The sequence below is a fragment of the Mucilaginibacter sp. P5_A6 genome, from assembly GCF_056400585.1.
In genome coordinates this window covers 86,347-101,787 of the sequence record NZ_JBFUKZ010000013.1, presented here as the reverse complement: position 1 = coordinate 101,787, position 15,441 = coordinate 86,347, and the positions used below count along the sequence as shown (strand labels likewise).

Annotated in this window: 13 protein-coding genes; 3 read left to right on the top strand and 10 right to left on the bottom strand. The window is 44.1% G+C overall.

The window, feature by feature from the left end; all coding sequences use genetic code 11:
* Positions 1-7 precede the first annotated feature (7 nt).
* The 7 genes from AC1DO4_RS15370 to AC1DO4_RS15340 form a co-directional block, all read right to left on the bottom strand.
* A complete protein-coding gene (locus tag AC1DO4_RS15370; protein WP_477417295.1) occupies positions 8-1,468 on the bottom strand; it encodes a serine hydrolase in 1,461 nt (486 codons plus the stop codon).
* 199 nt (positions 1,469-1,667) lie between these two features.
* The gene (locus tag AC1DO4_RS15365) at positions 1,668-2,558 is read right to left on the bottom strand and encodes a hypothetical protein (protein WP_477417293.1); all 891 of its coding nucleotides are present in this window, start codon (positions 2,556-2,558) and stop codon (positions 1,668-1,670) included.
* Positions 2,555-3,364, bottom strand: a complete 810-nt coding sequence (locus AC1DO4_RS15360; protein ID WP_477417291.1) for a serine hydrolase domain-containing protein — start codon at positions 3,362-3,364, stop codon at positions 2,555-2,557. The genes AC1DO4_RS15365 and AC1DO4_RS15360 overlap by 4 nt, the downstream gene beginning before the upstream one ends.
* Positions 3,365-3,537: 173 nt before the next feature.
* Complete coding sequence (locus AC1DO4_RS15355) at positions 3,538-4,176, bottom strand: gluconate 2-dehydrogenase subunit 3 family protein (protein WP_477417289.1); 639 nt, start codon at positions 4,174-4,176, stop codon at positions 3,538-3,540.
* Between the two features lie 21 nt (positions 4,177-4,197).
* Positions 4,198-5,934, bottom strand: coding sequence for a GMC family oxidoreductase (locus AC1DO4_RS15350; protein WP_477401343.1), 1,737 nt, complete (start codon positions 5,932-5,934; stop codon positions 4,198-4,200).
* 126 nt (positions 5,935-6,060) lie between these two features.
* Positions 6,061-6,723 (bottom strand): 3-keto-disaccharide hydrolase, encoded by a 663-nt coding sequence (locus AC1DO4_RS15345; RefSeq protein WP_477417287.1) that lies wholly within the window; start codon positions 6,721-6,723, stop codon positions 6,061-6,063.
* 222 nt (positions 6,724-6,945) lie between these two features.
* On the bottom strand, positions 6,946-7,908 hold the full coding sequence (locus tag AC1DO4_RS15340) for a hypothetical protein (protein ID WP_477417285.1): 963 nt from the start codon (positions 7,906-7,908) through the stop codon (positions 6,946-6,948).
* A gap of 504 nt (positions 7,909-8,412) precedes the next feature.
* Between AC1DO4_RS15340 and AC1DO4_RS15335 the strand changes: the two genes are divergently transcribed.
* From AC1DO4_RS15335 to AC1DO4_RS15325, 3 genes are all read left to right on the top strand, one after another.
* A complete protein-coding gene (locus AC1DO4_RS15335; protein ID WP_477417283.1) occupies positions 8,413-8,841 on the top strand; it encodes a CBS domain-containing protein in 429 nt (142 codons plus the stop codon).
* A 206-nt stretch (positions 8,842-9,047) separates the two neighbouring features.
* On the top strand, positions 9,048-10,274 hold the full coding sequence (locus AC1DO4_RS15330; RefSeq protein WP_477401349.1) for a DEAD/DEAH box helicase: 1,227 nt from the start codon (positions 9,048-9,050) through the stop codon (positions 10,272-10,274).
* Positions 10,275-10,283: 9 nt separating this feature from the next.
* Positions 10,284-11,276 carry a glycoside hydrolase family 43 protein gene (locus AC1DO4_RS15325; protein ID WP_477417281.1) on the top strand — a complete coding sequence of 331 codons (993 nt, stop codon included), beginning with the start codon at positions 10,284-10,286 and terminating at the stop codon, positions 11,274-11,276.
* A gap of 186 nt (positions 11,277-11,462) precedes the next feature.
* Here AC1DO4_RS15325 and AC1DO4_RS15320 read toward each other — a convergent pair whose 3' ends face one another.
* The 3 genes from AC1DO4_RS15320 to AC1DO4_RS15310 are packed head-to-tail and all read right to left on the bottom strand — an operon-like array spanning position 11,463 to position 15,241.
* Positions 11,463-13,613 carry a xanthine dehydrogenase family protein molybdopterin-binding subunit gene (locus AC1DO4_RS15320; protein WP_477417279.1) on the bottom strand — a complete coding sequence of 717 codons (2,151 nt, stop codon included), beginning with the start codon at positions 13,611-13,613 and terminating at the stop codon, positions 11,463-11,465.
* 6 nt (positions 13,614-13,619) lie between these two features.
* Complete coding sequence (locus AC1DO4_RS15315) at positions 13,620-14,600, bottom strand: FAD binding domain-containing protein (RefSeq protein WP_477417277.1); 981 nt, start codon at positions 14,598-14,600, stop codon at positions 13,620-13,622.
* A complete protein-coding gene (locus AC1DO4_RS15310) occupies positions 14,597-15,241 on the bottom strand; it encodes a (2Fe-2S)-binding protein (RefSeq protein ID WP_477417275.1) in 645 nt (214 codons plus the stop codon). The genes AC1DO4_RS15315 and AC1DO4_RS15310 overlap by 4 nt, the downstream gene beginning before the upstream one ends.
* Positions 15,242-15,441 lie beyond the last annotated feature (200 nt).

Sequence of the window (15,441 nt, the reverse complement as noted above, 5' to 3'; positions counted from 1 at the left end):
ACATCTTTTATTTAATTTTTTTTGCCTCGTTCTTACGCCCGTTTTGATAGAGGACAACCGAAGTTACTTTTCCTGTAGCATCTTTAATTACTTCTAAATCGGCAAGGAAATTTTTAGGGAAGAATTTATTCTGCGCTTCGGGATAGATAGGAAATTTAGGCTGCCCTGTGGCTTGTGCATACAATTGGTTTCCATCCCTACTTAAGGTTATTATAAAGTCGGGTTTAAGCGCGTATTGACCTGTATAGCTCTCCAGGTCCGAATCACTAACCTTAACCAATGTTTTTACGGTATTTAAAAGCAAGCCTTTAAAATCGTAAACTTTGGCTACGCTATTAACCACCTCCTGCATAATTTCACTATTATCCGAGTTAACCATAACAACAATGCCATTACCATCCTTAAGGCTTCCGTAATACTGGCACCTGAAACCCTCATTTGCACCCCCGTGCTCAAAGTATTTTGTACTATCTACATTAGTGGTGGTAATAAATACGCCCAAAGCCGCATTGGCATTTTGGAAGGGAGTTAACCTGAGCTTTGTAGTTTGCTGATCCAATACCCTGGCCGACTTACCCTCATAAGCCAATTGTGTTTCAATAATATACTTAGCCAAATCTGTTGGATTTGTCCACAAACTGGCAGCTGCCTGCTCGGGATAAATATGGTATTTACCGGGAATTGCCTTTCCATTTGTATCATACCCCGTAGATAACAAAGAGGGCGTTACATCAGCCGGGGGTTGCGCATAAGTACTGGAGGTCATACCCAAAGGCTGCAGTACATTTTCTTTCATATAATCTGTATATGGCTGGTTGGTAACATCCATAACTATCATTTGAGAAATGGTAATACCCCCACCAGAATATTCCGACCTTAAACCAGGTTCATACATTGAACGAATCGGGTCGGAATTTGCCGGCTTTTGTCCATTTAATATCTGAACAACTGATGGCAATGGCTGGCCTTGTTCATAACCTCCAAAACCATGAACCGTTAATCCGCCTGTATGGCTTAACAGGTTTGCCATATTTATTTTTTTACCTTTAGCAAGGCTGTCATAAGGAAATTTCCAGCTTTTTAAATAGGTATTAATATCTGCATATAAGTCTATTTTTTTTTCCTGAACCAGTTTCAGAACGCCTACGGCATTGATAGATTTACTGATAGAAGCGGCCTGAAAAAGTGTTTGCGGGGTAACGGGTGTTTTTAAACTATCGTCGGCCAAGCCGTAGCCCTTTGCCCAAAGTACATGGTAATTTTGAATCACGGCCAGGCTTAATCCGTGTACTTTGTAATAAGCCATTCGCTCCTGTAAAGTTTTGGGTGTTTCATCTTTGAATTGTATGGTGCTGATTAAATTAGATTCAACCTGCTTTATTTTATCATTGATATCATCCTGTCCATAAACACATGCCTGGCTTAAAGCCAATGCCATTAACGCAAAAAATAAACGTAAAGTCTTCATATGATTGATTAAATATAGGTGTATAATTAATCCTGCCTCAATTACAAAGCCAACATTTAACTAATTAACAATCAATAAATTATATAGATTTTCTATTGCAAATATGTTCGCATGTGGACAGTGTTGTGCGATATTGAACATTGTAAGCAAAAAAGGCAGGTACTTAAACTGTGTAAAAAAACTTTCGGCTACGTAATAATCACGGCGCTTTAATTTTAACAAACTTCAAATGCATTACCCGCCAGCTATCTACCTCAAAACCCGTAATTTGCTTTGCTTTATTCCGGGTGACTAAAAGGTGTTTCATGTACCACGTGTCATTAAGCAAATGGTCTGGTCCAAATAGCGTCAGCTTCGTGTCGTTATATTTGCTGTTGGTTAAATAAAGCTGGTGGTCTTTTAGTGTTATTTTATAAGTACAATCTAATTCGGGGCTATAATAAATGCCGGTGTAGCCCAACAAGCTTTTATCGTCAGCTTGTATCTTGCTTGGTAATCTTGTAAAACGGTACGCATCCCCCGGCGTATTCATGGTCAAATCGTAATCTCCGGGTTGTTGATTGAAGTTGAATTTAATACCGGGAACATAAAAAATAGAATAAGTGTTTTTCGCTTCTCTTGTCAGCAGGTAATCACTCGTATTTGTTCCCATACGTTGATACAGACTATCATTTTTAAGAGTTAAACTCATTGTCATGTTCACCTCGTTACTAAAATAGTCCCCTTGTTGTTTTTCTACAAAAGGCAGCTCCGCAACAGGTATTTTGACATCCCTTTTCTTTTCTTCCGACTTTGGTACGGCTGTTTTTTCCGGAATCAAAAGATCTGCAATCTGGCCGGCTTTTTCCCGTGCATATATTTCACTCAAATTACTTAAAACAATAATACCTGTTTTCAGTTCGGGGAAAACGGTAATATAGGTACGGTAACCGGCATCTGCCCCATCGTGCTGGTATTGTTTCCACCCTTTATAATTTGCAGAAATAATTCCCGCAGCATAATCCAGTACAGTTCCATCATTTAGTTTGGTTTTTTGGGTAAGCTGTAATATGGATTGTTGATTGCCTGCCCTGGTATCGTAAAAATTCATAACCCATTTGGCCAGGTCATTAATAGTGTAGAAAAAAGACTGGTGGGGCCTACGGTAGAGTAGCTTAAAATATTATTACTAAAACTGGTATTGTCTTTTCTGTCGTAAGCGTATGCCCTGTTCTTTTCTATCTCGGTATAATTATCATGAAAATGAGTGCCAGCCATTCCCAAAGGTTTAAATATCGCCGAGTCTGTAAATTTTCTTAGTGACTGGCCGGATATTGACTTCACAATTTCTGCCAGTAAGGTGTATCCGCTATTGGAGTACATGAATTTGTCGCCGGGGTTAAAATTAAGTGCCTGCTGCTTGCTCAAAATTTTAATGATATGTTCCTGGGTGATCACATCATCAATCCTGGTTCCCGAAATGCCGAGCAGTTGCCACTGGTCCCTTATTCCGCTTGTATGATTTAGCAGGTTACGGATAGTTATTTTTTGCTTTAGATTTGGGAACCATGGCAGATATTTACGGATATCGTCGTCCAGGTTAAGCTTACCCTGTTGTGCCAGCAAAACAATAGCATAGGCCGTGAATTGTTTAGATACAGATGCCAGATGATATAAAGTTTCTGGTGAGTTGGGTATAGCGTATTCCAAATTTGCCATACCATATCCTTTGGAGAAAATAAGCGTGTCGTTTCTGACAATGCCTACTACGCAACCGGGACTTTGAGTTTTGTTCCAGTATTCAAAAATAGAATTGACTTTTTTAACAACCTGATCAGGTAATGCCTGGGCCCATACTTTGGCCTCGGCTATTAATAAAAAACAAAGCAAAAGGCAAAATACACGTGTTTTAAGCATTTGCGTGATAATTAGGTTTATTTTCTGGTTAGTATAATTGCCGCACTACGGGCTGGGATAAATTTAATAAAAAAAACCTTCCCCTTTTTGGCTTGAGCAGGTAGCCGGAGAAAAACTAACCCAACAAAAAACCGCCTCATAATCACTTATGAGACGGCCTTTTTTTGTTAGTATTAAACACCGGCTTTTACATCCTGCATGTTGTAATGCTTTAATACATCATCAGGTACGCCTGTCCATTTGTTGATATTATTACCAACAAAACCAACATCGTCAATACCCATTTTTGTGGTATAAAAACCCGATGCGGTTAAATCGCGCATCCGGTTAAAAAATTCTACACCCTGCGCCATTTCGGGTTTGGCTTTCTTGGGGTAGGCAATCATATCTACCAGCTCAATTTGCTGGGCTTTGCTGCAATCGGTAAAAACCTTACCATAGCGGTTAAGGCATTGCAGATCAAGCCAGCGCAGGCCGCCTCGCATGGGGGTTTGATGATCCGGGATATCCTTCACAATAAACTCGATAAAGTCGGGCACTTTGGCATCAGATGCGCTGCCCGATTTTGCGTCTTTAGGGATAATAATATCGCCCAACACCGTAATAGTTGCCATTTCTGCCGCAGTGAAAAACTTGTCGGCATGTAGTTTTTTATCGCGTTCAAGCTCGTAAGGCTGGCGCCCGGCTTCTGCTTCGGCCGCTGCCGGGGCTGCTTCTTCTGTTTTGGGGGTACCGGGTTTACAGGCTTCCAGTAATAATCCTGCCGAAAGTGTGGTAAAGCCTAATGCTTTAAGGGAGTCACGTCTGTTCATGATATTTTATGGATTTGCTTGTTAAACGTTTAGTGCTTTTCTTTGCTGTAATATATATTCCGCGGTACGCATAGACATGGCCAGGATGGTCCAGGTAGCGTTTTTATCGCCCTGTTGTACAAACGGCGCGGCATCAACCACAAAAAGGTTTTTACAATCATGCGCCTGGCACCATTTATTCAAGGCCGATTTTTTAGGATCGTTACCCATGCGTATGGTACCCACTTCATGGATGATCTTGCCGGGAGCCTCTAAACCGTAATTAGTTTCGGGGCCTTGCGGACCACCATAAATGGCACCACCCATATTGTGCATAATTTCCTGAAAGGTTTCCTGCATGTGCTTTGCTTGCTTAATCTCATCATCGGCCCATTTGTAATGGAAGCGCAATACCGGGATGCCATATTTATCAACCACATTAGGATCTATTTCACAATAGTTATCATAACGTGCTATAGCAGTACCACGGCCCGCCATACCAAACTGGGTACCGTAAAAACGGCGGTAATCGTCTTTTAATGATGCTCCGTAACCACCGGCTTCTTTCATTTTACCATCGCGGCCGGGTACAGCTCCGTTCATATTGTGAATGCCGCTGCCAAAGCCATATGATGGCATGTGCATGCCACCACCATATTCAATATGATAACCACGCGGAAAGTCCAGTTTTTTATTATCAAGCCACCATGGCGAGTAAATGTGAACACTGCCCACGCCGTCCTCATTATATCGTTTACGATCCATTAACTGTGGCAGGAAACCTCCGGCGCTTGAGCCGGTTGAATCATGCAGGTAACGCCCCACAACACCACTGCTATTGGCCAGCCCACCCGGATGTTCTGCTGATTTTGAGTTGAGCAGGATCCTGGCCGATTCACCCGCGCTTGCACCAAGAATAACCGTTTTGGCATTTACCTGGTACTCCTGCAGGTCTTCCCTGTTTACATAGGATACACCGGTAGCCAATCCCTCTTTATTGGTGATCACTTCGCGCACCATGGCATTGGTGATCACTTTTAAATTCCCGGTTTTTACAGCCGGAATAACCAGGCATGACGAGGCCGAAAAATCGCCGTAAACCTTACAGCTACGACCGCATTGCCCGCAGAAAAAACATGCGCCACGGTCTTTATTGCCCGGTAAGGCCTCGGTTAAAACCGAACCACGACCCGGGATAATAGTTACCCCGGCCTTTTTAGCACCCTTTACAATATACAGCTCGTTAAGCCTTGGTTTGGGCGGTGGCAGGTAAATACCATCCGGTTCGTTCTCCAAACCTTCTTTGGTTCCATAAATACCAATCATGCGGTCAACCTTATCATAATAAGGCTTTACGTCATCATAGGTTATTGGCCAATCGTCGGTAAGGCCATCTTTGGCCTGGAAATCGCGCGGGCCCATACGCAACGAAATCCGCCCCCAGTGATTGGTACGTCCGCCCAGCATCCGCGAACGGAACCAGTAAAACTCGGTTTTATCTTTTGTGGTGTATGGCTCGCCATCAATTTGCCAGCCGCCATAAGCAGCATCAAAATCGCCAAACGGACGGGTTGTACCCGCACCGCGGCGCGGCGATTCCCAGGGCCATTTCAATTGTTGTGAATCCTTCTGCGGATCGAAGTAGGCGCCCGCCTCAAGCATCAGCACCTTAATGCCGGCGTTGGCCAAAACATAACCGGCCATGCCCCCGCCGGCACCCGAACCAACAATTACCACATCGTAGGTTTCCGATGACTTTTTAATTTGTAGATCGTTCATATTATCTCAAAAATATCCTTTGTGTAATACAGGAAAAATGCACGGTTTATATATGCATTCATTGAATGGAATTATTGGTATAAATATATTGAACGCTATGCGTAAAGTATATCTATGTTAAAAAATTTATAATTGCTTAATTGATATATCGCGGAATGATACCACATGCCCATGATCCTGCAAAGCGATATGGCCTTTAGGGTATGCGGCAAAATCTGTCCAGGTTTTAAATTTGCTGTTGGCAATAAGTTGTTTCCACTCATCGCTGCCTATCTGGGTTTCAACTATCTTGGTTCCGTTTAGCCAAAAAGTAAGGTGACCGTCTTTTTTACGCAGCTTAACTTTATTCCACTCGCCGGCAGGTTTTGCAACATCCTTTGACGGGGCTTTCATGTCATATAGCGAACCGGCAAGATGATTGGCTTTTTTATTGTCGCTGGCATCTTTATTATCAAGCACCTGCATCTCAACACCGGTAACATAAGTCTCACTAAATTTAGGATCTTCATGAACGCCAAAAATAATTCCGCTGTTACCTTCTTTGGTGATGTTCCACTCCAGGGTTAGCTCATAGTTTTCATATTCAGCATCGGTAACCAGGTCGCCCTGTTGTTCGGCTTTGGGGTCAAGCTGTAAAGCGCCGTCTACAACTTTCCATGCGCCTGCGCCGGTTTTTAAATAAGTATGCCAGCCGGTGGTTGTTTTACCATCAAACAATGGCTTGGTTTGGGCCAATACAGCAAAATGCAGTGCAGGGATAGCCATCAGGCTCAGTAAGATTTTTTTCATCGGTTTTGTTTTATAATTAATGGAGATATACCTTTAGGTTGGTTAAATATATCTGCTTTTTGTTAATGCTAAAACGATTATCGGAAAAATAAATTACAAACAAGCGCGATTGGCTTTGTAAAAATATGGATATACAAATTAACTGTAAGTTTAACGTCGTAAGTCCGGAATAATTCTGACTTTAGACTTACGACTTCGAACTCCAGACTTAGAACTCAAAACTTAATCCCTGGCATGCTTATGGAAACCAAAAGATAAACCGGCCGCTATACCAACGGTAACATAGCCATAGCTATCCTGGAAACTTTGGTTATAATCGTCCTGGCCGCGGTAGCCGCCGCCAAGCATAAAAGCCGTACCCTGCATAAAGGGGAATGAGTAATAATATCTAAGGCTTACGTTTAACCTTTTTTTGATATCGATGGCCGAGTAATTATCGTACTTATCAGCAATGTAGGTAAAATCAAACTGGATGCGTTGCCAGTTTTGGTAGGTAGTTCTTCCTTGCTCCAGGGGATCGTCATAAGCTTTCACAATATTATACATGCGACTGCCATTAATGCGGATAAACCCATAATGGTTTTTTAAATTTTCTGAAAGGCCAAGGTTAAACAGCCCCGAGTGTACTTCAAGGCCTACATTATCATAGCGGTTAATGGTAAGGCCGGGTTTATCAACCCGTTTGCCTGTAAAATAGGTAAGCGTGTAAAAGTTAGTAGTAAATTTACCGCTATCAACGTTAAAGCTGCCATCTTTATTTAATGATGGCCCCCTGGCGCCGTTTGAATGATGCGAATAAGCCAACGACAAAAACTTTGGCTTAAAGGTATCCTCATTAAGCCGGTAAAACACGGTCCCGTTGGGCATATAGCTTGGCGATTTTACCGGCGCTCCCCGGCTATTCAGCAGGCGAATTTTTACCCTTGAGCTAAACACAAAAAAGAAACGTGATTTTGGCGTACTGAACAGGATAAAATTGGGCGACAGATCGGTGGTAAGCTGAGTTTTTACTTTGTTGAAATAATCGTTCCCGGCCACCGAAAGCCTCATGTTTTCTTCAAAAATATTATCAAATGCATGATTAATAATATGCTGACTTAAGCGGGCCGAGTCGGATTTGTTGGTATCAATATTTAAAGTATCAGCGTTTGCTGCAAAACTGCCTTGCAAAATCAGCAATGCCATGCAGCAAACCAATTTTAAAGCTGGATTAAAGGTATGTTGAAATAATAAGGCAGTATTTTTAAATGATGCCTTAAAAGGTAAAAAAGTAGCCAATTTAGTAGGTGTTATTTGTATATATAGAAGTAGAATTAAGATAAAAAATACTTAACAATGCAATATGCTGCGCTGTTAAATTTGATGCCGCAATATTAAATATTAATCGTTTTTGTGTAACCGGACCACTGTCAGTTTAACGTAAACCTTGAAAAAAAAGGGCGTATTTAACCAGATTAAAACACATTGCTACCCGAGGTTTTACAGTAGGATTACAGTTGACCGCTAATTGGCGACGGTTATCATTATCATTGGTCTGCGCCGGCCCGGATAAACCGGTACAATACCTGGCGTAACCCAATATCAGCCTGCCCCGATTGTTGATATTTTATAATGAATAAAAACATTGGGGTTTAATTCTGTTTTATTATATTTGGTTAAAGCCAATTCCCTCATTATAACCTTTGTATCATGATAACAGTTTCAAACATTCTGGCCCGTAAGGGTGGCGGTGCTATTAGTATTGATGCAGATGCATCTGTTTTAGAAGCCTTAGAGTTAATGGCCCAAAAACACATCGGTTCTGTAGTTGTAACCGAAGATGATGAATACCTCGGTTTGCTAACCGAACGCGATTACGCCCGTAAGGTGATCCTGAAAGGAAAATCATCGCACGAAACCCTGGTACGCGAGATCATGAGCACCGGCCTGCCGCGTATACTGCCCGAAAACTCCATAGATACCTGCATGCACATCATGAGCGAAAGCAATATCCGTTACCTGCCTGTTTTTATAAACGATAAACTCTGCGGCATCATTTCCAGTAACGACCTGGTAAAGGAAACAATCCTAAGTCAGCAGGAAACTATTGAGCAATTGAGGGAGTATATACACTCCTGAGTAAGAATACATTGTAAAAAACAAGTTAGCTTTCACCACAGCAATGGGTTTGAAACCCATCGCTGTGGTGAAAGTTTCTGTGCCAAACAGTTTCATTTAACAGATTTTTCTGGTTTGACCTTTTAAGCGATTTCCCTGTCCTGCTGTGTAAATACCCCTTATCCCATTAAATTTTTATATCTTGCATAATTTACTTATAAGAAACAGTGACTTTTCAGGATTTTAACTTCAACGAACAATTATTCGAAGGCATAGAGAGTATGGGTTTTACCACCCCTACCCCGATACAGGAAATGGCCATCCCGGTTGTTTTAGCCGGACAAGACCTTATTGCCTGCGCCCAAACCGGTACAGGTAAAACAGGCGCATACTTACTGCCGATACTTAATCATATTACCGGTACCGCTAAACACCAAACCAGCGCCCTCATTTTGGCGCCAACCCGCGAACTGGCCCAGCAAATTGACCAGCAGGTTGAAGGCCTGGCCTACTTTACCGGCGTTAGCTCTTTAGCGGTTTTTGGTGGCGGCGATGGCATGGCTTACGAGCAGCAGCGCCGTGGCATCCAGAATAATGTAAACATTATTATAGCTACTCCCGGTCGCTTAATTGCCCACCTTACATCGGGTGTATTAAAGCTTAACCACTTAACGCATTTGATTTTGGACGAGGCCGACCGTATGCTGGATATGGGTTTCTCGGATGATATCATGAAGATCATCAGCTATCTGCCAAAAACCAGGCAAACGCTTTTATTTTCGGCCACTATGCCGGGGCGGATCCGCTCATTGGCTAAGGCTATCCTGAAAGAGCCCCAACAGATCAATATTGCTATTTCGCAGCCCGCCGTTGGTATCGATCAGCAGATCTATCGCCTGCATGATCAGCAAAAAACACCTTTACTACAGCTCATCCTGCGCGATTCTGCTTATGCAAGCACTATTATTTTCGCCTCCCGCAAGGAGATCGTAAAATCATTATACAAAGAATTGAAAGCCATCAAGATCGACGCTATGGCCTTTCACTCCGACCTGGAGCAGAAGGAGCGCGAAGAAATCCTGCTGAAATTTAAAAACAAACAACTGCCGGTTATTATTGGCACCGATGCACTTTCGCGCGGTATTGATGTGGAGGGTATCGATCTGGTGATCAACTATGATGTGCCCGGCGATCCGGAAGATTATATTCACCGTATTGGTCGTACGGCCCGTGCTGCTACAACCGGTACCGCCATCACCTTTGTAAACCATCGCGATGAGCGCAAGCTTAAAAATATAGAGCACCTGATAGAGCGACCTATCCGTGTGGTTGGTTTGCCTGATGAACTGGCCTCAATACAGCAGGCCCCACAGGCCGCTCACGGAGACGACAAAAGGAACCCACAAAGGCCCAACAGGCGCTGGAACAAGAACAAGCCGAAAAAAAACAGTTAAATACAGCTTATGAGCATGTATAAAAAGGTGCTTTTAAACATGATACTGGGTGTGGCAATGGCTGCACCTGCTTATTACGCTTTTGCGCAGGACAAGAAAACATCGGGTAACCCGGTTGTTGAAGGCTGGTATGCCGACCCCGAAGCTAAAATTTTCAATAACCAATACTGGTTGTACCCCACCTATTCGGCTAAATATGATGAGCAGGTATACATGGATGCCTTTTCATCGCCCGACCTGGTGCATTGGACCAAACACCCCCACATTGTTGATACCAGTGGCATAAAATGGGTTCGCCGCGCTTTATGGGCCCCGGCTGTAGCCGAAAAGGATGGCAAATATTATATCTTCTTCGGTGCCAACGATATCCAGAACAATAACGAAAAAGGCGGCATAGGAGTTGCCGTAAGCGATAACCCTGCCGGCCCGTTCAAAGATTATTTAGGCAAGCCGCTGATAGACCAGATCATCAACAAAGCACAGCCAATTGATCAGTTTGTTTTTAAGGATGATAACGGCCAATATTATATTATATATGGTGGCTGGGGTCAGTGTAATATTGTTAAACTAAAAAATGATTTCACAGGCGTTGTTCCGTTTGAGGATGGCGTAACCTATAAAAAAATAACTCCCGAAGGCTATGTTGAAGGCCCGGTGATGTTCAAACGCAAAGGCAAATACTACTTTATGTGGAGCGAAGGCGGCTGGACAGGTCCGGATTACCGCGTTGCATATGCCGTAGGCGATACACCTTTCGGTCCGTTTAAACGTATAGCCACGGTGCTAAAACAAGATGCCCGTATTGCAACAGGAGCAGGTCACCATTCGGTGATCAACGTACCGGGTACTGATGAATGGTACATAGTTTACCACCGCAGGCCCTTAACAGAAACTGATGCAAACCACCGCGTAATGTGCATTGATAAAATGTATTTTGATAAGAACGGAATGATACAGCCTGTTAAGATCACTAATGAAGGTGTGGCGGCGAGGAAATTATAGATGTGCGGATTTCAAATTTCAGATGTGCAAATGAAGCCTTTCGATAATCATCTGCACATTTGAAATCTGCACATTCACAGCTCAATCATCTGTAATCTGCATATCCGCGGCTCAATCATCTGCATATAATCTGCATATCTGCACATTCGCAGCTCAATCATGGTCATCTCCCGCAACAACAAAGCTTCATGCCATCACCTTATCGGGTGTAATAGGCAAATCCCTTACCCGTTTACCACTGGCATTGTAAACCGCGTTGGCAACTGCGGCGGCCATGCCAATAAGGGCTATCTCGGCCATACCTTTTGCACCCATTGGGTTAATGATCGGATCGGGTTTATTAACAAAAAGGGCATCAATCTGCGGGATATCGGCATTTACAGGTACATGATAATCAGCAAAGTTATTGTTGATATAACGGCCATAGCGGTGATCGATAACCGATTCTTCCATCAAAGCCATACCAATGCCCCCGATAGCACCACCCACTACCTGGCTGCGAGCTGTTTTTGGGCTGATGATATGGCCCGAATCGGCCACAGCTGCTACTTTATCAATTTTAACCACACCTGTTGCCGGGTTTACCAAAACCTTTACAAAATGAACCGACCATGAGTTCATGGCGTATTTTTCCCTGCCGCTACCGCCGCCTGTTATTGTAACAACTTCAAGCGAAGGCAGGTTGTGTTCTTTCAATATTTTAGCGTAATCCGGGTTGTCAGTACCGCCGTTGCCAATAAGTTTTTGGAATTTCTCTTTCAGATCGGCACAGGCCTGATACACAGCCGACCCAACGCTTGCCGTAGTTGCCGACCCCCCCTGGGTTGGCGCATTTGGCAATGACGAATCCCCCAGCTCAAACCGGATCTTTTCGGCTGGTATGCCCATTTGTTCGGATGCTATCAAAACCATCGCTGTTCCCGTTCCGGGCCCAATATCGGTAACGGCGCTCTGCAACAGCAAAATACCATCAGCATTCATTTTTGCCTTAATGGTGGCTCCATCACGATAGGCTCCAAACATACCACCTGCCATGCCGTAACCAACATACCAGCCATCTTTTTTAACAGATGCAGGCTCCTGTTTACGCTCGCTCCATCCAATATGGTCGGCACCTAACTGGTAGGCCTCATTCAGGAACTTGCTGGAGAATGGCTTGCCGCTTTCCGGGTCCTTTTCGGCATAGTTGCGCAGTCGTAGCTCAACCGGATCTATCTTTAAGCTATAAGATAGCTCATCCAGCGCCGATTCCAGCGCAAAAGAACCTGTAGCCTCGCCGGGTCCGCGCATCCAGGTTGGCGTGGCAATATCCAGCGATACTAAATGATACTTAGTGTTCACGTTGGGGCAATCATATAAATTCTGGCTCACCCGCACAGATCCTTCCGTAAAGTTTTCGTAGGATGATGTTTGCCCTGCCGCCTCATGGGTAATGCCTGTCAACTTACCATCGGCTGTAGCGCCTATACCTATTTTTTGCCAGGTAAATGGCCGGTACCCTACCGAAGTAAACATATCTGCCCGGCTTAAAACCAATTTAACCGGTTTTTTTACCACTTTTGAACCTATAACTGCAGCAACCTCGTGCGGCCAGGTACGCAGGGCGCTGCCAAATGCGCCACCCACAAATGGCGAGTGTACCTTTACGTTTTCAACCGGGATCTTAAACAAACGGGCCATATCCTCCTGGGTTCCTTTAACTCCCTGGGTTTTATCCCAAACAGATAGTTTATTATTGGCATCCCAGCTGGCTATAATGGCATGCAGCTCCATTGGGTTATGGGTTACAGTAGGTACAATATATTCCTGCTCCAGCTTAAACGGTGCCGATTTCCAGGCATCTTCGGTGCCGCGTTTATAGGTGCCATCGCCATGCGGCGCGAAACCTTTATTGATATTATCGGGCAGGCTGGTGCTGTGTTTATCAACATTATATTGTGCTTTTACTAATCCCGCGCCAAACAAAGCACGCTCAAAAGTATCGGCAATAACCAGGGCAATGGGTTGACCATTGAAATAGATCTTATCGTCATAAAAAACCTTAAATGCACCTTTCGGACGGGCAGGCTTGCCACTTTCCGGCTGATCGCCGGGTACCTTTGGCGCGTTTAAATGGGTAATTACGGCAAGCACTCCCGGCGCACTCCCGGCAGCCTTGATGTCAATTGAAGTTATAGAGCCCTTGGTGATGGTGCTACCCACCAAAACCCCGTAAGTTAAGCCTGCCGGCGTATATTCTGCCGAGTATTTAGCCGCGCCGGTTACTTTTAACCGTCCGTCTATCCGGCTCATGCCTTCTGCTGATGATGGCATAGTTGAGTTGATCGCTTTTTTCATAGGATGTTAAACTAAGCCTGCTGCATGTTTTAAAGCCTCGGTTATGGTAGCCGGGGCAAGTTTTAATTTAAACGAATTATTGCCATAACCTTTGGCCCCTTGCATAGCCAACTGCGCCGCCTGCTCAAAGCTTTCTTCGGTTGCTTTTTTGCCTATAAGTGATTTTTCGGCATCAAACAAGCGCCATGGTTTGTGCGCAACACCGCCCATAGCTAAACGGGCATCTTTAATAACGCCATTTTCGATATCAAGGGCGGCAGCTACCGAAACCAATGCAAAGGCGTATGACTGCCTGTCGCGTATCTTTAAATAGTAGCTATTTTGGGCGAGGTTGTTATCGGGGATCTCTATACCCGTAATCAATTCATCTTTATCCAAATGATTATCCAGTTCGGGATGATCTCCCGGCAGGCGGTGAAATTCGGTAAATGGCAAGCGCCGCTCACCTTTTTTACCGGTAATTATCACGGTTGCGTCAAGCGCGGCAAGGGCAACGCACATATCGCTTGGATGCACAGCTATGCATTGCGGGCTTGCGCCAAAAATGGCATGCATCCGGTTAATGCCTTCCATAGCGCCACATCCTGTGCCGGGTGTGCGTTTATTGCAGGGCATAGTTACATCATAAAAGTAACCGCAGCGGGTACGCTGCATCATATTACCACCCACAGTTGCCATATTGCGGAGCTGCGGCGACGCGCCTGCTTTAAGTGCCATGGCCAAAAGAGGATGCTTTTCGGCAACCAGGCCATTTTCTGATACAACACTGTTGAGTGCCAGGGCACCTATATGTAATGCTGTTTTTGTAGCTGCTATACCTTTTAAGGGCAAATGATTAATATCCACCAGTTTATCAGGAGCGGTAACACCCCGTTTCATCAGGTCAACTAAATTAGTTCCGCCTGCTATAATCTTTGTGCCGGGTTTGCTGATAACGTCCAACACCCCTTGTTGTGTGGCCGGGCGAACGTATTGAAACTGTTTCATACTTTCATCCCTCCATCTTTCACTTCCTGTATGGCATTTACTATATTAGGATAAGCGCCGCAACGACAAATATTACCGCTCATGTATTCCCGTATTTCATGCTCCGAATTGGCATGCCCCTCGCGGATGCATGCTACAGCCGACATGATTTGCCCCGGTGTACAATACCCGCATTGAAAACCATCGTGTTTTATAAAAGCTTCCTGCATGGGGTGCAGCTGATCGCCCTTGGCAAGCCCTTCAATAGTAGTGATCTTTTTACCGTTCATCATTATGCCCAATGTTAAGCATGAATTTACCCTATGTCCATCCACATGAACGGTGCATGCGCCGCACTGGCCATGATCGCAGCCTTTTTTGGTGCCGGTAAGGTCAAGCTGCTCACGTAAAATATCAAGCAAGGTTGATCTTGGTTCAACAGATAAACTTTGCAGCTTTCCGTTTACCTCCATCTTCAAGGGCATTTTTTCAAAAACTCCGGCAAACTGCTCGTCCACATGATCGGCCGCTGCTTTAATAGCGGTTCCGGGGGTAAGGGCAATCGCGGTAAGCAGGGTAGATTGTTTCAGAAAATTCCTTCGCGAACTGTCCTTTACATCCTGCCCCTCATCGGGCGCGGTACAAGGTTTTTTGCTTTCCATAAATAATTGGCTTTTTGGAATTGTCAAGTTAAGCATTTTTGGTAAAAAGCATTAGTACGTCATAAATGTTTTACAGATGGCATGTTCCCGTTTTGCATAACTTTAAAATCCTCAATGCCGCATAAACACCTAACCAATTAATTATATGCTAACTCCCCCAATCCCCGAAAACGAAATGGATAGCTAATGACCTGTCGGAA